The organism is Haladaptatus litoreus (assembly GCF_900156425.1).
Lineage (GTDB): Archaea > Halobacteriota > Halobacteria > Halobacteriales > Haladaptataceae > Haladaptatus > Haladaptatus litoreus.
Genome location: NZ_FTNO01000001.1, coordinates 90,262 through 110,077 on the forward strand (window position 1 = coordinate 90,262; position 19,816 = coordinate 110,077).

Annotated in this window: 22 protein-coding genes; 13 read left to right on the forward strand and 9 right to left on the reverse strand. The window is 60.0% G+C overall.

The features are described 5' to 3' along the window. Positions 1 to 13: 13 nt before the first annotated feature. Together BW974_RS00490 and BW974_RS00495 are read left to right on the forward strand one after the other, a co-directional pair. Positions 14 to 361: a rhodanese-like domain-containing protein gene (locus BW974_RS00490; RefSeq protein ID WP_076427040.1), complete on the forward strand. Its 348-nt coding sequence runs from the start codon at positions 14 to 16 to the stop codon at positions 359 to 361. A gap of 71 nt (positions 362 to 432) precedes the next feature. Continuing rightward, positions 433 to 810, forward strand: coding sequence for a DUF7522 family protein (locus tag BW974_RS00495; protein WP_139328790.1), 378 nt, complete (start codon positions 433 to 435; stop codon positions 808 to 810). Between the two features lie 47 nt (positions 811 to 857). On the opposite strand, the gene yciH is transcribed toward BW974_RS00495, so the two are convergent. The 4 genes from yciH to BW974_RS00515 all read right to left on the reverse strand — a co-directional run bounded on the left by yciH (position 858) and on the right by BW974_RS00515 (position 5,515). Then, positions 858 to 1,151, reverse strand: a complete 294-nt coding sequence (yciH, locus tag BW974_RS00500) for a stress response translation initiation inhibitor YciH (RefSeq protein ID WP_049971819.1) — start codon at positions 1,149 to 1,151, stop codon at positions 858 to 860. 65 nt (positions 1,152 to 1,216) lie between these two features. After that, positions 1,217 to 3,463 carry a transglutaminase TgpA family protein gene (locus tag BW974_RS00505; RefSeq protein WP_076427045.1) on the reverse strand — a complete coding sequence of 749 codons (2,247 nt, stop codon included), beginning with the start codon at positions 3,461 to 3,463 and terminating at the stop codon, positions 1,217 to 1,219. Next, positions 3,460 to 4,515 carry a DUF58 domain-containing protein gene (locus tag BW974_RS00510; protein ID WP_076427046.1) on the reverse strand — a complete coding sequence of 352 codons (1,056 nt, stop codon included), beginning with the start codon at positions 4,513 to 4,515 and terminating at the stop codon, positions 3,460 to 3,462. The genes BW974_RS00505 and BW974_RS00510 overlap by 4 nt, the downstream gene beginning before the upstream one ends. Position 4,516: 1 nt before the next feature. Continuing rightward, positions 4,517 to 5,515 (reverse strand): AAA family ATPase, encoded by a 999-nt coding sequence (locus BW974_RS00515; RefSeq protein WP_076427048.1) that lies wholly within the window; start codon positions 5,513 to 5,515, stop codon positions 4,517 to 4,519. A 242-nt stretch (positions 5,516 to 5,757) separates the two neighbouring features. On the opposite strand from BW974_RS00515, the gene BW974_RS00520 reads away from it, so the two are divergent. After that, positions 5,758 to 5,991 carry an antitoxin VapB family protein gene (locus BW974_RS00520; protein ID WP_076427049.1) on the forward strand — a complete coding sequence of 78 codons (234 nt, stop codon included), beginning with the start codon at positions 5,758 to 5,760 and terminating at the stop codon, positions 5,989 to 5,991. Positions 5,992 to 6,095: 104 nt separating this feature from the next. Continuing rightward, on the forward strand, positions 6,096 to 6,380 hold the full coding sequence (locus BW974_RS00525) for a PIN domain-containing protein (protein WP_245799864.1): 285 nt from the start codon (positions 6,096 to 6,098) through the stop codon (positions 6,378 to 6,380). On the opposite strand, the gene BW974_RS24160 is transcribed toward BW974_RS00525, so the two are convergent. Continuing rightward, positions 6,381 to 6,791, reverse strand: coding sequence for a DUF7573 domain-containing protein (locus BW974_RS24160; RefSeq protein WP_139328791.1), 411 nt, complete (start codon positions 6,789 to 6,791; stop codon positions 6,381 to 6,383). It abuts the gene before it with no gap. 72 nt (positions 6,792 to 6,863) lie between these two features. On the opposite strand from BW974_RS24160, the gene BW974_RS00535 reads away from it, so the two are divergent. Next, complete coding sequence (locus BW974_RS00535; protein WP_076427051.1) at positions 6,864 to 7,070, forward strand: DUF8024 family protein; 207 nt, start codon at positions 6,864 to 6,866, stop codon at positions 7,068 to 7,070. Here the strand turns inward: BW974_RS00535 and BW974_RS00540 are convergent. The 3 genes from BW974_RS00540 to BW974_RS00550 all read right to left on the reverse strand — a co-directional run bounded on the left by BW974_RS00540 (position 7,024) and on the right by BW974_RS00550 (position 9,361). Continuing rightward, a complete protein-coding gene (locus BW974_RS00540) occupies positions 7,024 to 8,007 on the reverse strand; it encodes a 5,10-methylenetetrahydromethanopterin reductase (RefSeq protein WP_076427053.1) in 984 nt (327 codons plus the stop codon). The genes BW974_RS00535 and BW974_RS00540 overlap by 47 nt on opposite strands. Continuing rightward, on the reverse strand, positions 7,994 to 8,755 hold the full coding sequence (locus BW974_RS00545; protein WP_076427055.1) for a coenzyme F420-0:L-glutamate ligase: 762 nt from the start codon (positions 8,753 to 8,755) through the stop codon (positions 7,994 to 7,996). Before BW974_RS00545 ends, BW974_RS00540 begins: the two co-directional genes overlap by 14 nt. Positions 8,756 to 8,839: 84 nt before the next feature. Continuing rightward, the gene (locus tag BW974_RS00550; RefSeq protein ID WP_076427056.1) at positions 8,840 to 9,361 is read right to left on the reverse strand and encodes a metallophosphoesterase family protein; all 522 of its coding nucleotides are present in this window, start codon (positions 9,359 to 9,361) and stop codon (positions 8,840 to 8,842) included. An 86-nt stretch (positions 9,362 to 9,447) separates the two neighbouring features. Here BW974_RS00550 and BW974_RS00555 point away from each other — a divergent pair, with 86 nt between their 5' ends. The 3 genes from BW974_RS00555 to BW974_RS25250 are packed head-to-tail and all read left to right on the forward strand — an operon-like array spanning position 9,448 to position 12,064. Beyond that, entirely contained in the window at positions 9,448 to 10,572 is a 1,125-nt protein-coding gene (locus tag BW974_RS00555) for an outer membrane protein assembly factor BamB family protein (RefSeq protein ID WP_076427058.1), read from the forward strand. Positions 10,573 to 10,623: 51 nt separating this feature from the next. After that, entirely contained in the window at positions 10,624 to 11,874 is a 1,251-nt protein-coding gene (locus tag BW974_RS00560) for an eIF2B alpha/beta/delta subunit family protein (protein WP_076427060.1), read from the forward strand. After that, the gene (locus BW974_RS25250; protein ID WP_175609600.1) at positions 11,861 to 12,064 is read left to right on the forward strand and encodes a hypothetical protein; all 204 of its coding nucleotides are present in this window, start codon (positions 11,861 to 11,863) and stop codon (positions 12,062 to 12,064) included. Before BW974_RS00560 ends, BW974_RS25250 begins: the two co-directional genes overlap by 14 nt. Before the next feature lie 178 nt (positions 12,065 to 12,242). Here BW974_RS25250 and BW974_RS00565 read toward each other — a convergent pair whose 3' ends face one another. Then, positions 12,243 to 12,815, reverse strand: a complete 573-nt coding sequence (locus tag BW974_RS00565; protein ID WP_076427062.1) for an LURP-one-related family protein — start codon at positions 12,813 to 12,815, stop codon at positions 12,243 to 12,245. A 105-nt stretch (positions 12,816 to 12,920) separates the two neighbouring features. Here BW974_RS00565 and ddh point away from each other — a divergent pair, with 105 nt between their 5' ends. From ddh to BW974_RS00590, 5 genes are all read left to right on the forward strand, one after another. Further along, positions 12,921 to 13,856: a D-2-hydroxyacid dehydrogenase gene (gene ddh, locus BW974_RS00570; protein ID WP_076427064.1), complete on the forward strand. Its 936-nt coding sequence runs from the start codon at positions 12,921 to 12,923 to the stop codon at positions 13,854 to 13,856. 195 nt (positions 13,857 to 14,051) lie between these two features. Then, complete coding sequence (locus BW974_RS00575; RefSeq protein ID WP_076430171.1) at positions 14,052 to 15,440, forward strand: FAD-binding oxidoreductase; 1,389 nt, start codon at positions 14,052 to 14,054, stop codon at positions 15,438 to 15,440. Between the two features lie 725 nt (positions 15,441 to 16,165). Continuing rightward, positions 16,166 to 17,203: an N-acetyltransferase DgcN family protein gene (locus BW974_RS00580; protein WP_076427066.1), complete on the forward strand. Its 1,038-nt coding sequence runs from the start codon at positions 16,166 to 16,168 to the stop codon at positions 17,201 to 17,203. Position 17,204: 1 nt separating this feature from the next. Then, positions 17,205 to 18,263, forward strand: a complete 1,059-nt coding sequence (locus BW974_RS00585; protein WP_076427068.1) for a dipeptide epimerase — start codon at positions 17,205 to 17,207, stop codon at positions 18,261 to 18,263. A 92-nt stretch (positions 18,264 to 18,355) separates the two neighbouring features. Next, positions 18,356 to 19,549, forward strand: a complete 1,194-nt coding sequence (locus BW974_RS00590; protein WP_076427070.1) for a redox-regulated ATPase YchF — start codon at positions 18,356 to 18,358, stop codon at positions 19,547 to 19,549. Positions 19,550 to 19,816 lie beyond the last annotated feature (267 nt).

A 19,816-nucleotide genomic window follows, 5' to 3' on the forward strand; every position in this document is an offset into this window, starting at 1 on the left:
ATACGACGTGTCGATGGACGCCGAAATCTCGACGGACGACGTTCACGAACTCGTAGAGTCAGACGAAGACGTACGAATCGTTGACATCCGGCCGGAGTCGCAGTTCGACGGCGGTCACATCCCCGGAAGCGAAAACATTCCGTTCCACGCGCTTCCACAGCGTGTCTCGGAGTTGGAGGATGCAGAGCGCGTCGTCACCGTCTGCCCCCTCGGAAAATCGAGCGTGCAAGCAGCCCGCCTCATCGACTCCTACGAAGGTATCCCCGAAAACACGCGCGTCGAAAGCATGGCTGGCGGACTGAACGACTGGGAACACGACCTCGAATCGGCAGAGGGTGCTGAATCCGACGCACCGTTCTAATTCTGTCTCTCCTTCGGCAACAATACATAAATATATGCTACTTCCTACCAGTGTGTTTTCTATAACCAATCATGACACATGTTAGCGTGCGTGATGTTGGAGCGTACTGCAAGCGCCGAGCAGGGCGCGGCTTACAGGGAATCATCGCATACGGTTCGCAGGAGTACGAAATATACTTCCTCTCCGATACGGTTCGAGATAGCTTCGGCGACGAACAGATAACAAATTTGGTCGAGTTAGGCCGTGACCTCCACAACACTATCGGTCTGGCAGGGACGGTTGCCCCCGAACTCGGCACCCCTCGCGCGAACGTCTACACGTTCAGTAACCTGTTCGTCATCCACTTTACCCGCACCGAAACGGAGGGGATTCTCGTCGCCTTCAGCGAACGAAGTGGGAAATCTCTCTACCGTGTTATCGACGACTGTCTCGAAAGAATAGACGCATAGCTCTGTTCTCTTGCATTTCTATTTTCGAAAACGACCGAGAGTATCCGCTAGGCGACGTTGAAGCCTTTGTCGCGGAGGAAATCCTCGACGCGCCCGGTGTGGTTACCCTGCAGTTCGATTTGTCCCTCCTCGACCGTGCCACCACAAGCGAACTTGGATTTTAGGTCGGAGGACAAGGTGTCCAAATCGACGTCTTTCGGGTCGAATCCTTCGATAATCGTTACCTCTTTTCCGTAACGGCGCTCGTCGATGCGAATAGTGATCTGCTGGGATTCTTTTGCGACGTCTTCGCAGACGCAAAGCTCCTGAGGCAGCCCGCACGTCGAGCAGACTTCCGACATTACGCATGGGGCTACGAAAGCAACCTATTAAACACTGTCGGGTATGTTGCCATGTCGAGTGATATTTATCCACTTGACTGCCGACGTTTCGACCCTCGGACGATGTCGTTTACGAGCGACACGGCTTCGTCTGCGTGTTCCCGACTCACATCTCCTGCGTATCGCGCCCGTTCGTACAACGATCCGACACGTTGTGCCCGGTCGTCCACGCCAACGTGCGAGAGCGAAGCGATATACTCGCGCGGCGTTTCACCTGCTCGTCGCACACGATGCTTCTGGGCGAGGTAATACTCCAACCGATTGAACGCCCGTTCCACGTCCGTCTCGGGGTCGTCACGCGGTTGCCAGCGAACCCACACCGTTCGATACGCCCGTTGCAGTATGCCGGTTCGTCTCGCCGTCAGCAACACGCCAATCGCCAGCAAGCCACTGTACAGCAGTTGCTCTCTCGACGGCGGTTCGATAGGAATCCCGCCTCCTTCCTCGGACGACGAGTTCGTCGTTTCCGTCGGCGTCACCGCGCTCGTCAACTCGCCGAGGTCTGGATTTTGCGGGTCACCGGGGTCTGGATTAGGGCCGTCTACCCCATCGCTGGTGGAGTTATCTTCGTCATCCGTGGTGGTGGTCGTCGTGGTCGTCGTGGTGGTCGTCGTCGGTTCCGGCGTCCACGTTCCGTTCTCGCTTTCGTCCGTATCGACGCCGCTTTCGCCGCTCGCACGGGCGTCATTGACCATCTCCTGTTCCGCGTCCGAACGCGAATCGCTCGGCGTCGGGTCGAATCGAACCCACCCCGTGTCCGGGAAGTACACCTCGACCCACGCGTGGGAGTCGAGGCCACGGACGACCCACTCGTCCTCCGAAACGCGCTGACCCGACGTGTAACCGGTGGCGAACCGCGCGGGAATATCCTGCGTCCGGAGCATCGTCACCATCGACGTGGCGTAGTAGACACAGTAGCCTTCCTCCATCTCGAAGACGAACGAATCGGCGATTTCGTCATCCGGTCGCTCGACATCGAGGGAGTACTCCTTGTTCTCCTCCAACCACGTTTCGATGCGGACTGCCTTCTCGTATGGATTGTCCGCGTCGGCGGTAATCTCGCTCGTCCTCTCTTTCAGTCGGTTCGACGTTGACCCGGGTAGTTGTAAGTACTGCTGTCGTATCTCGGATGGATAGTCGGCTCCCGAATCGCGCAACGTTTCGGGGTCTTTCGTCGGAACGCGACTACGGACGCTGTACGACTCGCCTTTTGTTAGCGCGCTTCTCGGCGACAGACTTCCGGTGCTACTGATTCGGGTTTTGTCGTCCATATCACCCATCACGCGTATCGGTTTCCACGCCGCAGGCATCGCATCGACGCGGTCAGCTTCGACGGTGAACGTCTGCCGGACTTCGTAGGACGTTCCGGGCGGTGGTGACTGGTCTTCGTATGACCGACTGCCACCGGTTCGAATCCAACCGTCGCCCGTATATCGGTCGTAGGACGCTACTTTCCAGTAGCCGCCGTGATTCGACGTGACGGTGTACTGCACCTTCGGCGAGAGTTCGATGCTCCCCTGTATCGCAACGCGCTTGTCGTTACTGATGAGTCCGCCGCCGCCTCCGGAACCACCGCCGCCGCTACTCGGGAGAATCGGACTTGCGCTGCCACCGGGAACGACGCTCACCGTCGTCGAGAGCAGTATCATCGCAACTAACGCCACTGCTAACACGTCCATCTGCGCGATGGTGCCGCCGTATCGGGACATCGTCCCGAAGGCGACGATACCGAGTGCACCGACCATTCCTGTCAGCGTCACGAACGCTCCGGCGTCGCCCGTGAGGACGAAAAAGCCGAGTACTGCCCCGCCGCTCGCCGCGGCGAGTCCGTACCGTCGTCGGAAGACGAGATACCACGGAACGAAGACGGCGGCGGGTGCGACGCTCAACGCCCACGTCTCGATTTCCCGCATCATCTCGACCGACAACCCGGTCAACAACGCGATGGTATCCGCGATGATGCGGTCTGCCTGTTCCAGCGAGAGATACACCCCGGGAACCGTTGCGTAGTAACTGAACAGGCCGATTACGAGCAAAATTGCACCGATGACGAACGCCGTCCACGCTGGAAGCTTTCGCGCCAACAGCATGGCTCCGACGAGCGCGCCCGCGACTACGAACAGCAAATCGCCTGCGACGCCGACGACGTTCGTAATCCGATAGAGAATGCTCAGATACGACCCGATGAGCACCGCCGTCGAACAGACGGCAAGCCAGTGATATGGTATCGCTACGCCACCGAACCGAAGCCGGTCGTCCTGTCTCGTGCTCATCGTAAGTCTCCGTTTTCGTCCGTCACGTCAACTCGGTCATCTACGCCACCGTCGGCGCGCGCCGACGGTGGCGACCCTCTCGTCTCGAACGCGAACTCGTTGAACGCCACCGTCCGTCCGGCGAACTGGATTTCCGCGTCTTCGCGCGCGGTCTGTCCGCGGATGACGATGTCTGCCTGTCCTCGTTCGCGGTCGTGAACGCGCCCGCTTTCCATGTGTGCGAGCAGCGTGAGAATGTCCGTCTGCTGTGTATCGCCGAAATCAGGGGGAATCCGACTTTCGGGCGTCCTCAGGCCAACGGAGATTCCCACATCGAGCATCGCGGACGCGATGCTCGCCGCCGCGTCCGCCACGGTATCGACGCGGCCGCCGTCCGCCTCCGCCGTGATTTCGATCTGCTGGCGTTCTTCTTCCGTTTCGAACTCCTTGATGAGCAAGTCGTCCGCCGGTCGTTTCGCGCTTGATTTCCAATGCACGTCGCGGAGGGGGTCGCCACGCTGATATTCGCGCAGTTGGTCGAACTCGCGCCGCGCCGAAACGCCGAGGCTCTCTTCGAGCGCGGAAACTGTTTTCATGCCATCGACCGGGTGAATCCGCGGAAAGACGAGTATCGTCTCGCGCACCTGGTGCGTGAACGTTCGCCGAAACAGGCCAAACACGTCCTCGGCGACGATGCGAACCGGGCCAATCGACTGTTCACCGCGCTGTGCGAGTCGAACGTCGTACTCTATTTCCGTCTCGCCAATGCTGGTTTCGACCGATTCGCCCGAATGCTCGAGTCCGTCCGCGAGGCCGAGCGAAACTCGCCCTGCGAACGGGTCGGGGGCCGAAAAATCGAGTGTGATGGTCGCTTCGTCCTCCCGAAAGCCGACACTCGGCGCGGAAACGGTGAGATTCGGATGACTCGTTCGTTTCAGTTGGACGTATCCGACGACCAACGCGACGAGAATCGGGCCGACGACTGCGTTCAACGCCCGCGGGCCGAAGAAAAACGCCATCGCAACCCCGAGGATAGTGACAACGATAAATCCCTGTCCGCGTCGCGTCAGCATCTCATTCCACCGGAACGTTGTCGAGGGCGGCCTGAACGACGGCCTTTCCTTCCTCGCCGCCCATCGTGCCGGAGGTGCCGCGGACGCGGTGGCTCAACACCGTTTCCGCTTCCAACTTCACGTCGTCGGGGACGACGTACTCTCGGCCTTCCAGGAGTGCGCGCGCCTGTGCCGCACGGAGGACAGAAATCGACCCGCGGGGACTCACGCCGAGTTGTCCGTGGTCGCGGGTGTAGTTCGCCAGTCGCGTGACGTACTCCCGGACGGGTTCCTGAACCGTCACTTTCGAAACCGTCGCTCGCGCTCGGCGGATGTCGCTGGCGCTCGCAACCGGGTCGAGTCGGCGAATCGGATGCTCGCCGACGACCCGCCGGAGGATTTCGGATTCGTCTTCCGGATTCGGATAGCCGAGCGAGAGTTTCTTCATGAACCGGTCGATTTCCGCCACCGGCAGCTCGTAGGTTCTGTCCTGTTCAATCGCGTTCTGCGTGGCGATGACGGTGAACGGTCGCGGCACCTCGTGCGTCGTTCCGTCGATGGTGACCTGCTCTTCTTCCATCGCTTCCAGCAGGGCGGCCTGCGTCTTCGGTGGTGCACGGTTGATTTCGTCCGCGAGGACGACGTTGCCGAAAATCGGGCCGGGTTGGAACTCGAACTCCCTGTTTTTCTGGTTGAAAATGTTGACACCGGTTACGTCCGACGGAAGGAGGTCTGGCGTGAACTGCACGCGTTTGAACGAACAGTCGATGGAGCGCGCCAGCGACCGTGCTAGCATCGTTTTCCCGACGCCGGGAACGTCCTCCAACAGCAGATGACCGCGCGCGAGAATCGTCGTCAGAATGTGTTCGGCGGCGTCGTGTTGGCCGACGATGACGTGTTCGATGTTTTCGATGATTCGTTGCGTCAAATCCGCCGCATCTTCGATAGAAAGTGGGTCTGCAAACTCGTCTGTCGATCGTTCCACATGTGTCGGCTCGGGGTCTTTGTTAGCTTCCTTCATGCTCTAAATGCCGGGATTCGGTCGTAACGGGTTCGGGTGGCACCTGCCGGAGACGCAAAAGTCCCCTCTCGTTATGCGTACTATGGGGACGTACCTTTGTAACTTTTGTCGCTATTCAAAGAGTTGTTCGACTTACTGTTGAATACTTTGTGGATTGGTGCTTTCTAACTGGCGACAAGTAGGGAGAAAAGCTATTCACATCTGGATTAGATATATAAATTTACACACAAGTATGTGTATACATGGGGGCGAAAAACATCTCGCTGGACAACGAAGCGTACGAGAAGCTTCGAGTGAAAAAACGCGAGGGAGAAAGCTTCTCGGATGTAGTGAAACGTCTGGCTGGCGAACGCTCCCTGCTCGAAATCGCGGGAATCCTTTCCGACGAAGAAGCGGACGAACTATGGGACGCCATCGAAGAGAGACGTGCGGAACGCGAGCGGGAACCAGACGACATAGCTGACCGAATGAAATGATTTTGGATACCGCATTCATCGTCGATTTAATGAAAAACGACGAGTAAACCGTCGAACGATACGAACTGCTCGAACGAAATCGCGTCCAACAAAAACTGTCCGCCATGACGGTTTTCGAACTCTTTCACGCTATCGAGCGAACGATGGATTCCGAATCGGAACGTGAGAAAGTTCGCAACGTCATCGAGACGAAAACCGTTGTTCCTGCAGATACTCCCGTAATGCGCAAAGCAGGGCGGCTTCACGGAGCACTACAGAACGACGGCACACCAATCGGCGAGAGTGACTGTATCATCGCGGCAACCGGACTCATCGCCGATGAACCGATTCTCACACGAAACGTGACCCATTTCGAGCGAATCGACGGCCTTCAAGTCGAATCTTACTGACTACCACTCTTTGCAGTCCGCACAAACCATCTCGTCTTCGTCCCGCCACCGTTTTTCGACCGATTCGCCACAGCACTCGCAAGCAACTCCACCGGGCGTCCAGTCGTAGGTCGCGCGGGCCGGTTCTGCGTCGGAATCAACCAGCGACTCAGATTCGTCTTCACTTGCGGAGTCGGAACGTGAACCACGTTCCGACTCCGTTTCCGTTTTGGACTCCATTTCGGCCTCTGACTCCGTTTCTGTTTCCGTTTTTGACTCCGTTTCTTGGTTTTCCTGCTCGCCGACTTCTGCTTCCGACTCGGCTTTGACGGCCTCTGTTTCCGCTTCGGCCTCAGATTTCTCTCGCTCGGACTCGGCTTTCGCCTCGTCCTCGCTCGCTCCGAAGTCGGCTAGTGACGTATCCCGCGACACGCTCTCGTCTACGAATCGCCACATCGTAAGCGTGACGGAGAAACCAAGTACCCCCAGTACGGACGTTGCAGTATGGTAAACCTCGTCCACAACATCACGGAAATGATTCGGCTGTTCACCGAAGTCGCGGTTTCGTTCCCCGGCTCCGCAATCCTCCTCTTCTTCGGCGCACTGCTCGTCGGCGTCTCGGTGCTAGTTTTCGGTTTCCTCGCACTCGGCGGACTCGGTGCCGCTATGATTCCCGACACTGCTGGTCGAGGGCCAGAGCGACGAGCCTAATCGCCTCTTTTCTGTTGGGACCAAGCGGTGACCCCGCAACGAAACTGTCGGCGTAGTCGAGCACTGCGTCGATTCGTTCGCCAACCGTCTCCGGCGTTCCGGCGATACAGAAGGCGTCTATCATTTCCGGCGTCACTAGCTCGAACGCGGCGGAAAACTCCCCTGCGCCGATTTTCTCCCCGATTTCGTCCGCGCGCTCGTGGTCGATTCCGTGCCTGTCCAGCACGGGCTTTGCCGCACCCCCTGCGATGAACGCGACCGGCGGTCTGGCGGCCTCTCGCGCTTCGTCGCCGTCCTCTGCGATGCTCACGCTGGCGAAGGCGGCGAAGTCGAACTCGCCGCGATGGTCGGGCCGGTCGGCCAACCCCTCCGAAATGCGCTCGTCCGCCCACTCGAAATCGCGCGGGTGAGAGGCGTTGACCAGCGCGCCGTCCGCGTGTTTCGCGCTCATTCGGAGCATGTGCGGCCCTTGTGCCCCGACGTACACCGGAATCTCGCCGACTCCGTAGTTTAAGCCCGCATCCTCCGCGACGAAGGTTCCGTCGTGGGTCACGCGCTCGCCGTCCCAGAGTCGCTGTGAGACCTTCATCGTCTCCAGCACGCGCCGGAGCGGGCGGTCGCGGTCGATGCCGAGATTTTGGAGGGTCGAACGGTCGCCCGCGCCGAGTCCGAAAACGCCTCGTCCGTCGCTGGCCTCGTGGATGGTCGCGACCTGTGAAGCGAGGGTCACGGGATGGGTTTCGTAGGGATTCACGACGCCCGGGCCGAGTCGGATGTTCTCGGTTTCAGCCGCGATTTGCGAAAGCACCGTGAAGGGGTCGCGGTTGTTGTAATGGCTGCTGGCGAACAGCGTGTCGAATCCCTCGCGCTCGGCGCGCGCGCCGAGCGCGACCAGTTCGGAAACCGGGTCTTCGGGCGTGAGTTCAATCCCGCGCAAACTCCCACCCCCTGAGCGCCTGCCGGACGAAATCGCCATCGACCGCCCGGAACAGGTTGTCGCTTCCTTCGTGGTTGCCGAACTCCCAGTCGCGGACGACGACGACCGGCAGGCCGTCGTCGCCCTCGCCGCTCACGAGGTTTGCCGTGGACGCGAGTTCGTCCACGACCGATTCGACCGTCACTTCGAGTTCGTGGCCGTCCCTGTCGCGTTCCCCGCGCCAATCTCGACTGGCGGGCATTCCGGCCCATCCGAGCGCGACCCCGCGCTGGCCGTGTCGGAACGGCCGTCCGCAGGTGTCGGTGACGACGACGGGTACGTCCTGCGAGAGCGCCGACCGGATTCGGTCGGCGCTCTCGTTCGGTCGCTTCGGGAGCAAGAGAAGGTCTGCGTCGCCCGTATTCGAGCGGTCGATTCCCGCATTGACGCCGATGTGGCCGAATCGCGTCGAAGTGAGCAGGAAGGGCGCTTCCATGATAATCTCGGTGCTCTCTTCGAGGACGGCCTGTGCGAATCGCGGGTCTTTCTCTTCGCCCGAAATCTCGCCGAGTCGATCTGCGAGTTCTTCCGCCCGCGGACTCGCCGGAAACTCCGCGAGATTTGCGGTGCGGCCCTCGGCTTTCGAGACGATGGTGCTCGCGACCAGCAGTACGTCGCCGGGTTCGAGGTCGATTCGCTCCTCCACGAGTTCGGCGATGTCGTCGCCCGGTTCGACCTCCGGAATCCCCGGAACCGCGAAAACGTTCATGCCCGGACGTTCGCGCGCCCGGATAAAAACCCGCCCGAAACGTGCAAATTGCGGTAGCTTTCGTGAGTTCGAACGGCTGAAGCGTCAGCTTTCGTGAACCTGCACGGAAACCGTTCCATCTTCGACGCTCGCAACCAGCATCGTCGCGTTTCGGGCGGGGGCCGCCCCCGTCGCACTCCCCGGATTGAGCAGTCGGACGCCATCGACTTCCTCGTCCATCACTCGATGCGTGTGGCCGGAGACGCCGATGACCGGCGAAGCGGCCGACTTCTCGGCCGCTTCGTCGGAATTTTCTCGAACGATTTCGGTGACTCGACTGCGATAGCCGCGTTTCGGCCCAGTTCCGTGCGTCACGACGAACGTCACACCGCCGAGTTTTCGGGTTGCCACTTCGGGAAGACGGAGCGACCGCGGATCGGTGTTTCCGGCGACTGCGGTGAGGTTGCCGTCGGTCAGTTCCTCGATGGAAACCAACGCGTCCGCCGAATCGAAATCCCCCGCGTGAATCGTGTAATCCGCCCGCTGAATTCGGGTTCGAATCCAGTCGGGGAGGCGGTTCGCTCGCGAGGGGATGTGCGTGTCGCTGATGATGGCGACCCGAAGCATGGTTTTCGCTTCGTTGTCCCGGCAGAAAAGCGTTTGAGGCCGATTTCCACCGGAACGCTTTTTTGCTCAGTTTCGGTGGTTTAGTTATGACCCGCGGGTTCCGCCGCGAATTTCTTCGCGCTACAGGTGCCAGTTTGCTAGCGTTCGGAAGCGGGTGTACCTCACTCCGAGCGAACGGCGACGACACCAGATGGACGGTGACACTGGACGGCTACCCCGCACGAGCATCGACCGTCACCGACACCGGACTCGTCGTCGCGACCACATTGGAACCGAACGGCGAACTCGGATTCGTTCGATTCTCCGGCGAATACGAACCGCTTGCCGACCTCTCACGGATTACCGCCCCGCCGGTTCTCGTCGGCAATCGCGCATTCGTCGAGGCGGACGGAAGTATCCACGAGGTTCCGGTGAACGGCGATGGCCCGACCGAACTTCGAACCGACTACTTGGCGTTCGGTCGCTACTCTGCGGTTTCGGCGGAGTCATCACGACTGTACGGCGTCGCCTACAGTGAAGAAATCGAGAAATACGCGGCCTTCTCGTTGAACCTCGACACGGAGCGAATCGAGTGGGCACATCCCTTCGGACACATCCGTTCGTCGGTCGATACGGACAGCGAGCGCGTGTTTGCGGCCTCTCCGACGGGGACAATACGAGCGTATGATGCGGCCGAGGGAAGGACGCTATGGAAGCAGAAAACCGGCAGAAATGCAGTGCTCACGCACCACGACGGTGCCGTTTTCGTCGCCTCGATGGACGGCGTTACAGCACTGAACTCAACCGACGGGAGCGTGCGCTGGCAAACAGAAAGCGACTGGATTGGGTCGGTCGGAACGCTTCCCGAGGCGAACGATTCGAGCGTGTACGCCATTCTCTCGTTCTATTCGAACCATCGTCGGAGTCGATTCGCGATGGAGACGTACGTGATTGCCTGCAACAGAAACACCGGCGAAGAGCGCTGGCGAAAACAGGCGAAGTTCGGCACGCCACTTTCGGTGACCGAAAAGGAAGTCGCAATCGAATCTGTCGAACGAGTCGAAACGACGCAGGAGTCGTCCACTCCCGAGAACAGTCTCTCCATTTTCGGTGTCGGCGGTGCGCAGAAAGAGCAGTACGAACTGAACGAGCAAGCGACGATGAAACCCATCCTGCGCGACGACGTGGTCATCGTCGGCGACGACACGTCAATCGTCGCCTACGACCGGTGATTGGCTTCGATTCGACCACAGATTCACCCTCCCTCGGAACGACGATTTCGTATGGACCAAATCCACGTCGTCACCTGCTTTCTGCGGAATCGCGGTGACGTGCTACTGCTCCAGCGAAGCGAGCAGGTCGGGTCGTATGCGGGTCTGTGGGGTGGAGTCGCCGGACACGCCGAGGGTGACCCTGACGCCCTCGCGCGCGAAGAAATCGAGGAAGAAACCGGCCTGCTCTCCGCCTGCACGTTCGTTCGAGCGGGCGATACCTTCGAGGTGGAAGACGAATCGCTCGGGAAACGCTGGATAGTCCATCCGTACCTGTTCGACTGCGCGAGTCGCGCAGTCGAACCTCATTGGGAAACGACCGAGATGGAGTGGGTTTCCCCGACCGAAATCCTTCGCCGGGAGACAGTGCCCGACTTGTGGAAATCTTACGCGCACGTCGCGCCGAGCGTCGAATCAGTCGCCAAGGACGCGGAACACGGTTCCGCGTACATTTCAATTCGTGCCCTCGAAACCCTCCGCGACCGAGCTGGATTGCTTGCGGTTCGAGACGACGACTGGGACGAACTGGCCGAGTTGGCGACCGAACTTCGCTCTACCCGGCCGAGCATGGCCGTCCTCGAAAATCGAGTAAATCGCGTGATGGCCGAGGCGGACTCCCCCACCGCCGTCGAGCAGTCGGCTATCGAGGGAATCGACCGTGCCTACCGAGTTGACGAGGAAGCGACCGAAAACGCACGGGAGAGAATCGCGGATTCGACCGTTCTCACCCTCTCTCGCTCCGGCACTGTCCTCGACGCGCTTCGCGGCGCGAAGCGCGTCTTCGTCGCGGAATCCCGACCAGCATGTGAAGGCGTCGGCGTTGCAGAGGAACTCACCGAAAGTACGGACGTGACGCTTCACACCGACGCCGGAATCGGGCACGTGTTGGCGACGGAAGACGTAGACAGCGTGGTCGTCGGTGCGGATTCCGTTCTCCCGAACGGCGACGTGGTGAACAAGACCGGAACGCGGTTGGCGGCCACGGCCGCCAACCGCGAAGACGTGCCGGTGTTCGTCGTTACGTCTACCGACAAGGTACGACTCCGCGACGGGGCGGACCGCCCGGAACTGGAATCGGGCGATTCTGCGGCGGTGTACGACGGCGATAGAAATCTGTCGGTGTTGAACCAGACCTTCGACGTAACGCCTGCGGAGTTCATCACTGGGTACGTAACCGAGCGCGGTTTGCTCGGAAGAAAGGCTGTTCGGGACGTAGGCGAGGAACTGCGGTCGTTGGCCGGATGGCGAGATGACGAGACGTGATTGTGCTACATTGGTTTTGGAACTCGGCGTCGTCTATCGACTTTCTCATCCACTTTTCGCTTCCCATCATCGCAGGATACGCCGTGTGGTCGAATCCCTCGAACAGACGGTGGCTTTCTTTCTCCATCTTCCTCTTGTCCACGTTTTCTTCCTCTCGCCGTTGTTCGTTCTGTACGGCGAAACGCCGTGACCGTTTCTGCGTCGTTTCGAACGGTGCTTTGGGACGATGTCCGCTCGTAAGAGTCAAACCAGTCGGGTGGATACGGACGATTGGGCGGCGGTGACGAAAGTTACCCCCTCCGAGCCCCTTGTGACGAGGATTTTTCCCGAGCCGCCCTTTCGATTCAACACCAATTATCGACATTCCACTACACACTCTCCAGCACCGCGATAGCCACGCTAGCAGCGCTCAAAACCCCTTGCGAAGTCGCCCCCGGACGCTCGATACGAACGTCGTAAACGGTTCGCGGATGAAGTCGCCCAGCAACGTCCCCGATATGCTCGCCGTTCGGCGCGTCGATGGAAAATGTCTGTGGAAGCGGAGAGAGCATCTGCGAGACGGTGTTCACTGCACCGACGAGTCCCCGGCGAGAGGTCACTTCGGCGATTTCTTCGCCGTCCGGAAACGCGACAGTCCAGTGATGGCGGCGAAAACTGAGGTCTTTCGAGAGGGTGAGTAGTGGCTCGTTTTCTCCTTCCACGAGAAGAACGTAGTCGCCTGTACTGTCGAACATCCGTTTCGAGCGCACTCGAAACACGATTTCGTCGTCCTCATCACGAAACGGAAACGTTGCCATGCCCTCCGACACGTTTCGTCCGGTGTCGAGAATCCGACTGCCGTCCGAATCGGAAACCCAGAACTCCTCCCGGAGAAACTTTCGTTTGACGGTGTACGATTCGTCCCCGAACGGCAGGTCACCAACCTCGTCGCGCACTGGCATCGTCCGACGATTCGAACGTGCCGATAGTAATCTCTGCTGATGGCTCGTCGCATCCACTCTGCCACTGTCCGAAGATTCATTCCCGTGCCGTGGGTACCCCTGTCTATGCAGATTTCTCACCTCGGAATCCACGAGTCGGTCGGTGCCGTCTTCCCACCCGAACAGTTGCGCGAGGCGCTTTCGTCCATCGACCCGAACGTCGTGGTCGTCGGTGACGGCCCAGCGGAAATCGCGGAATGTGACGCCGTGGTTACCTTCGCCCACCGGAGCGCGCTTCTCGATTCCGGACTCAAGTGGGTGCATTCGATTCAGGCGGGATACGACCGATTCCCGCTTTCTGCGTTCGAGGACGCGGGTATCATTCTGACGAACAGCACGGGCATTCACGGCACCAGCGTCGGCGAATCCGTGCTGGGGATGATGCTCTCCATTTCCCGCCGCCTCCACGTCTTTTCGCGCCAGCAGGCCGACCGCGAGTGGAACCGCCCCGACTGGAACGAACCGTTTACGCTCCAGCACGAACCGGTCTGTGTGGTCGGCCTCGGGACGCTGGGACAGGGAATCGCAAAGCGGGCGGATGCAATCGGAATGCACGTCACAGGCGTCCGGCGCTCCGCCGAATCGGTGCCGCACGTCCGAGAGGTGTACGCGAACGACGACCTGCACGACGCGATTTCGGAGGCTCGGTTCGTCGCCTTGGCGACGCCCCTCACCGATGCGACGGAAGGGTTGATGGGGGCGGCGGAGTTCGAGGCGATGCGCGAGGACGCCTACTTCATCAACGTGGCTCGCGGAAAGTGCGCCGACCAGAACGCGCTGATTTCGGCGCTCGAAAGCGCCGAAATCGCGGGCGCGGCCTTGGACGTGTTCGAGGAAGAACCGCTTCCGGAGGAGTCCCCGCTTTGGGAGATGGACGAAGTCGTCGTCACGCCGCACGCCGCGGCGGCGGAAATCGACTACTACAACCATATCGCTGAACTGGTTCGAGAGAACGTCCAGCACATCGACGCCGACGAGGAAGTCACGAACCGGGTCGTCTGAGCCGACTGAACTGACTCTGACTGATTTCGATTTTTATCGCTTATTATCTGCTCATCGCTGATTTCGCGGTGTATTTGTTGACTTTGTTATTTGGTAACAACTAACGCTTTCCGTGTCGTAGAATCAGTTGCGCCCTCCGTAATGGCGAACTAGAAATGAACGATGTCGGGACGGGCGCGACAGACGGAGGAAATAATGGCGACGACAGCAAGAGACGACGAAACAATCATCGAACAGTTTCGGGAGGAGATTCGGGGGACGCTGGTTCGGCCTGACGATGCGGAGTACGACGACACGCGCACGATTTACAACGGGATGATAGACAAACATCCCGGACTTATCGTCCAGTGTGCCAACGTCGGCGACGTAATCGCGGCCGTGAACTTCGCCCGCGAGAACGACTTCGACACTGCGATACGGAGCGGCGGCCACAGCGGGCCCGGCCTGTCGCTCGTGGACGACGGATTGGTTATCGACCTGTCCGAAATGACAGGCATTCGTGTTGACCCCGACGAACGAATCGCGCGAGTCGAACCCGGTTGCACGTGGGGCGACGTGGATTACGCGACTCACGCCTTCGGATTGGCGACCGTCAGCGGGGTCATCTCCACAACCGGCGTCAGCGGCCTGACGCTCGGCGGCGGCCACGGTTATTTGACCCGGAAATACGGTCTGACCATCGACAACCTGCTCAGCGCGGATGTCGTGTTGGCCGACGGACGACTCGTTCGTGCGAGCGAAGATGAAAATCCAGACTTGTTCTGGGCGCTCCGCGGCGGCGGCGGCAACTTCGGCGTGGTCGTCTCCTTCGAGTACGAACTGCACCCCGTCGATACGGTGACCGCCGGGCCGCTGTTCTGGCCCATCGAGGAACTCGAAACCACGATGCGCTGGTACCGAGAATGGCTCCCACAAGCGCCGGAAGACGTGTATGCGTTCTATCTGGTTGCGGAGGTTCCGGGCGACCCCTTCCCGCCGGAGATTCACGGGGAAAAGGTCTGTGGCATGATGTGGTGCTGTCTGGGATCTGAAGACCAAACCGAGGAAATGCTTCAAACGGCCCGCGACGTCGCCGAACCGCTGTTCGAACACGTCGGGGAGATGCCGTATCCGGCGCTTCAGAGCATGTTCGACGACCTCTATCCGCCGGGCGAGCAGTGGTACTGGAAAGGCGACTTCGTGCGCGAACTCTCCGACGAAGCCATCGAAATTCACGAGCGCCACGCCGAGGTGCCGACGCCGAAATCGACCATGCACCTCTATCCAATCGACGGGGCGGCTCACGACATCGACTCGGACGAAACCGCGTGGAACGCCCGCGACGCCAATTGGTCGATGGTCATCGTGGGCGTTGACCCCGACCCGGAAAACGACGGGAAAATCACCAAATGGGCGCGCGACTACTGGCACGACCTGCATCCGCACACGGTCGGTGGGTCGTACATCAACTTCATGATGGAGGAAGGAGAAGACCGGATTCAGGCCACCTACGGCGACAACTACGAGCGACTGCGGGAGGTCAAGGCGGAGTACGACCCGGACAACTTCTTCCACGTGAATCAGAACATCGAACCCGCGAACTGAAGGCCAGCAGAGCGTTTCGTTTTCCTTTTTGATTGTTCTGTCAAGATATATTTCGGTTCAGCATACTCTGATTTCTGTTACGGAATACTATCGAATGTACCGCTTGCAATTCCCGACTCCACCGAAACCGCCTCCGCACCACCTCCGCCAGTTCACGGCTTCGCCGTTCACTGTCGAGATTTCAAAGAACTCTCGTACTCCCCACTCCTCCCCGCCAGCGCAAGGTTGCACTCGCGCCTCACTGTCGTTCGTGCTCACAGCTTCGCCGTTCGCAATCGAGGCGACACAGTCGCCTCGTACCCCTCGCCCGAATACGCTGGCGCACCCTTGCAGTTGTGTCGTCAAGCGATGTGGCGCACGCTGGCGAGCCTTCGAGGATACGGTCGTTCGAGACGCCGAGTCGAAGCCGCGCGAGCGAATCGGTTGGGGAGGCGTGTGGTTGATTGCGGTGCGGTGGCGGTCTGATTGGAGTCGTGACTTGCTATCGAAAAACCTCACTTGTTGTAAGTCGCACACTACCAATTTCGTCGTGGCGGGTATGTGTCATCGTGACTTCCTACTGGCCCTCTAGAGGTACTAACAATACTCACAAGCGACGTTTCCACACGTATTTTAAAAACTTCTCACAGTCTCACCTCTCTTTTGTTCAAAAACCCACAGCAAGCGCGCGGTACCCTTCCATAAAAGGGGGCAAACCTTTCATGGGCTGTGCGCCTGTGTAGCACATGAACCTTCGGGAGGCCTTCGACGCCCCTGCACCCGCGATTATCCTCGCGGAAGGTGCCTTTGGAACCATGGACGGAAAGACGGCGAACGGGGTCGTCATGCACAGCGAACTGTTCGACGCGAAAGCGGTCATCGACTCGACGCACGCAGGGGAAGATGCGGGCGACGTACTCGGACGAACCGACGTTGAAGACGTTCCAATCGTTGCCTCGACAGAGGAGGCCATTGAACGCGCTCCGGACGCCGAAGCCCTCGTCATCGGCGTCGCACCTGCCGGGGGTGCACTGCCGGACGAATGGGTCGCGGACATCGAGGAAGCCATCCGCGACGGACTGGACGTTGTCTCCGGCCTGCACGTCTTTCTCTCCGACCAGTCCTCGTGGCAAGCCCTCGCAGACGAACACGACGCGCGCCTCTTCGACGTGCGGAAACCGCCGGAAGAAGAGAACCTGCGAGTCGGAGATGGAAAAGTGGACGAAGCAGACGCCAATGTCGTCCTGACCGTCGGAACCGACTGCGCGGTCGGCAAGCGAACCACGACGTTCGAACTCTACCGCGCGGCAAAGCGCGCCGGACTGAACGCGGGATGGGTTGCCACCGGCCAAACGGGAATCATGGTCGGCGCGCATCGCGGCGTCGTCATCGACCGCGTACCGGCGGATTTCACCGCCGGAGTCGTCGAAGCCCTCGTGTCCGCCGTCGCGGAAGACCACGACATCGTTTTCGTGGAAGGACAGGCCGCACTCACCCACCGCGCTTACTCCGGCGTCACGCTCTCGCTCCTGCACGGCGCGTGGCCCGACGCCGTGGTGCTGGTCGATGAACCCGACCGCGACCGACGAACGCACTTCGAACAGTGGCCGGTCGCGGGCGTCGAGGCCGAAATCGATCTCGTCACCGAACTGTCCGAGGCGACAGTTGCCGGAATTTCGACGTGGGCCGCCCCCGAGCAAGTCGAGTATCCGGTCCCCGCCGCGAACGTGTATCACAAAAACGGGTCTGAAGACCTCCTTTCGGCGGTTCGAGAGGTGTTGTGAGATGGGCAATCGGACGACGATACAGAACGTCTCCGTCTCGCCGCTCGATTTGCCGCTCCGTGAACCGTTCGAAATCTCGCTCGGAACACAGCACCACGCGAACAACCTGCTCGTGACGGTCGAAACCGAGAACGCGACCGGGTACGGCGAAGGTTCGCCGCTCACGCCCGTCACGGGGGAAACCCAAGAGGCGGCGCTCGCAACTGCTCGCGCCGCCGTCGAACTGCTGGAAGGAAAAAACCTCGCGGACTACCGGGAACTGATTAGTGAAGTCCGCGCTACGTTTCCAGGGATGGTGTCAGCCCTGTTCGCGGTCGAAACCGCGATTTTGGACGCCTACTGCCGCGAGCGGGAAATGCCCCTTTCGGAACTTTTCGGCGGGTCGCCCCGGCAGGTGACGACCGACCTCACGATTTCGATTCTGCCGCCCGAGGAGGCGAACGACCACGCGGTTCGTGCGGTCGAAGCGGGATTCGACTCGCTGAAGATAAAAACCGGAACCACCGTCGAGCGCGACGTTGCCCGCGTTGAGGCGGTTCACGACGCCGCGCCGGATGCGGAACTGGCGGTTGACGCGAATCAGGGCTGGACGCCCAAGGAGACGATTCTGTTCGCGGAGGAACTCGAATCACGTGGCATCGACTGCTCGCTCGTAGAGCAACCAGTTCCGGCGGACGACGTGAATGGACTCGCCCGCGCCCGCGACGCGATTTCGATTCCCGTCGCGGCGGACGAAGCCGTATTCACGCCGGAGGACGCGATTCGCGTGGTTCGTGAAGATGCCGCGGACGTCATCAACGTCAAACTCGGGAAATCCGGACTGCTGGCGGCGGCGGACATCGCCTCCATTGCAGAGGCCGCGAACGTCGAGTTGATGGTCGGATGCATGCTCGAAAGTGCAATCGGGATTCATACGAGCGCGCACCTCGTCGCTGGAATCGGGTCGTTCTCGCACGTCGATTTGGACGGGAATCTTCTGCTCGCGGAGGACGTGATTTCGACGGAGCGAGGGCCGGAGATTTCGATTGGCGGGCCGGGACACGGGATTACGCCGGAGTAGTTCTGCGCTGGCCGCCGCGTCCCCCGGTACCACGCCTCAGACGTGTCAGCGTTTGAAAACTCCTTTACCCGCGGATTGCCCAGTCCGGCCTAATGAGTTACAAGATCGGACTCGTCGGGAAGCCCTCGGTGGGCAAATCGACGTTCTTCAACGCCGCGACGATGAACGACGTACCGGAGGGTGCGTACCCCTTCACGACAATCGACCCTTCCGTGGGCGAGGCCTACGTCCGCGTGAAATGCGCCGCACCCGAGTTCGACGAAACCTGCACGCCGAGCGTCGGCTTTTGTCAGGAAGGAACGCGCTACGTTCCGACGAAACTCGTGGACGTGGCCGGACTGATTCCGGGCGCGCACGAGGGCAAAGGACTCGGAAACCAGTTCCTCACCGACTTGAACGAGGCCGACGTGCTGGTTCACGTCGTGGACTTCTCCGGAACAACCGACATTGAGGGCGAACCGACCGAGGGCCACGACCCGCGCGATGACATCGCGTTCCTCGAAAACGAACTCGATATGTGGTATCTGGAGATTCTGGAGAAGGGAATCGAGCGCTATCGATCGGGCTACGACGGCGACGAGAAACACATCGAAATCGACCTCGCAGAACAGATGTCCGCGTTCAAAACGAACAAGGACGAAATCAAGCAAATCATCCTCTCGCTCGACCTCGACCTCGAACCCGACGAGTGGGACGACAATGACCGCGAAGACCTCGCCCGTGAAATCCGCAAGCGCACCAAACCGATGGTCATCGCGGCGAACAAAATGGACACGCCAGAGGCGCAGGAAAACTACGACGACATCACGTCCGACCCGGAGTACGAGCACCTGACAATCGTCCCAGCGAGCGCGCACGCCGAGAAAGCCCTGAAGAACGCCGCCGAACAGGGTATCATCGACTACGATGCTGGCGACGAGGACTTCGAAATCACGGGCGACGTGAGCGAGGAACAGGAAGAAGGCCTCTCCCAAATCCGTGAGTTCGTCACGGAGTTCGACGGCACCGGCGTCCAGAAAGCCATCGAGGCCGCGCTGTTCGACGAACTGAACCTGATGGCCATCTTCCCTGGTTCGGCAAACGGCAGTGCCAGCGAGAAAGGCGTCTTTCGCGACTGCTTCCTCCTCCCCGGCGGTTCGACCGCGGAGGACTTCGCGTACCACCTGCACAGCGACATCGGCGACGGGTTCCTGCACGGAATCAACTGTCGCAGTAAGCGCCAAATCGGTTCGAGTACGGAGTTAGACCATCGCTCTGTCGTGGAAATCGTTTCGACAAATCAGTAGATAACGAGTTTGAGGCGATTTTTTCGATTTGCTATTTTGAGTGTTTGACACTGGTTTTGACCTATTCGACAGGCTTCGTAGGAAGGTACCAATCCCAACCAGACCGTTCTAAAATCGCCACCGAGTAACTGATTTGTTTTTCAGGTGCAGGTAGCAATTGCCGACAACAAATAACCGCCGCCGCACCCGCCCACACGCCTCCCCACCCGACTCGCTTCGATCGCCCCTCGCGCGCTTTTACTTACCTTCTCGGACGACCGTATCCTC

Coding starts and splice junctions, on each gene's coding strand:
- BW974_RS00490 (WP_076427040.1), top strand. CDS start 14: ATGGACGCCGAAATCTCGACGGACGACGTTCACGAACTCGTAGAGTCA.
- BW974_RS00495 (WP_139328790.1), top strand. CDS start 433: ATGACACATGTTAGCGTGCGTGATGTTGGAGCGTACTGCAAGCGCCGA.
- yciH (WP_049971819.1), bottom strand. CDS start 1,151: ATGTCGGAAGTCTGCTCGACGTGCGGGCTGCCTCAGGAGCTTTGCGTC.
- BW974_RS00505 (WP_076427045.1), bottom strand. CDS start 3,463: ATGAGCACGAGACAGGACGACCGGCTTCGGTTCGGTGGCGTAGCGATA.
- BW974_RS00510 (WP_076427046.1), bottom strand. CDS start 4,515: ATGCTGACGCGACGCGGACAGGGATTTATCGTTGTCACTATCCTCGGG.
- BW974_RS00515 (WP_076427048.1), bottom strand. CDS start 5,515: ATGAAGGAAGCTAACAAAGACCCCGAGCCGACACATGTGGAACGATCG.
- BW974_RS00520 (WP_076427049.1), top strand. CDS start 5,758: ATGGGGGCGAAAAACATCTCGCTGGACAACGAAGCGTACGAGAAGCTT.
- BW974_RS00525 (WP_245799864.1), top strand. CDS start 6,096: ATGACGGTTTTCGAACTCTTTCACGCTATCGAGCGAACGATGGATTCC.
- BW974_RS00535 (WP_076427051.1), top strand. CDS start 6,864: ATGGTAAACCTCGTCCACAACATCACGGAAATGATTCGGCTGTTCACC.
- BW974_RS00545 (WP_076427055.1), bottom strand. CDS start 8,755: ATGAACGTTTTCGCGGTTCCGGGGATTCCGGAGGTCGAACCGGGCGAC.
- BW974_RS00550 (WP_076427056.1), bottom strand. CDS start 9,361: ATGCTTCGGGTCGCCATCATCAGCGACACGCACATCCCCTCGCGAGCG.
- BW974_RS00555 (WP_076427058.1), top strand. CDS start 9,448: ATGACCCGCGGGTTCCGCCGCGAATTTCTTCGCGCTACAGGTGCCAGT.
- BW974_RS00560 (WP_076427060.1), top strand. CDS start 10,624: ATGGACCAAATCCACGTCGTCACCTGCTTTCTGCGGAATCGCGGTGAC.
- BW974_RS25250 (WP_175609600.1), top strand. CDS start 11,861: ATGACGAGACGTGATTGTGCTACATTGGTTTTGGAACTCGGCGTCGTC.
- BW974_RS00565 (WP_076427062.1), bottom strand. CDS start 12,815: ATGCCAGTGCGCGACGAGGTTGGTGACCTGCCGTTCGGGGACGAATCG.
- ddh (WP_076427064.1), top strand. CDS start 12,921: ATGCAGATTTCTCACCTCGGAATCCACGAGTCGGTCGGTGCCGTCTTC.
- BW974_RS00575 (WP_076430171.1), top strand. CDS start 14,052: ATGGCGACGACAGCAAGAGACGACGAAACAATCATCGAACAGTTTCGG.
- BW974_RS00580 (WP_076427066.1), top strand. CDS start 16,166: ATGAACCTTCGGGAGGCCTTCGACGCCCCTGCACCCGCGATTATCCTC.
- BW974_RS00585 (WP_076427068.1), top strand. CDS start 17,205: ATGGGCAATCGGACGACGATACAGAACGTCTCCGTCTCGCCGCTCGAT.
- BW974_RS00590 (WP_076427070.1), top strand. CDS start 18,356: ATGAGTTACAAGATCGGACTCGTCGGGAAGCCCTCGGTGGGCAAATCG.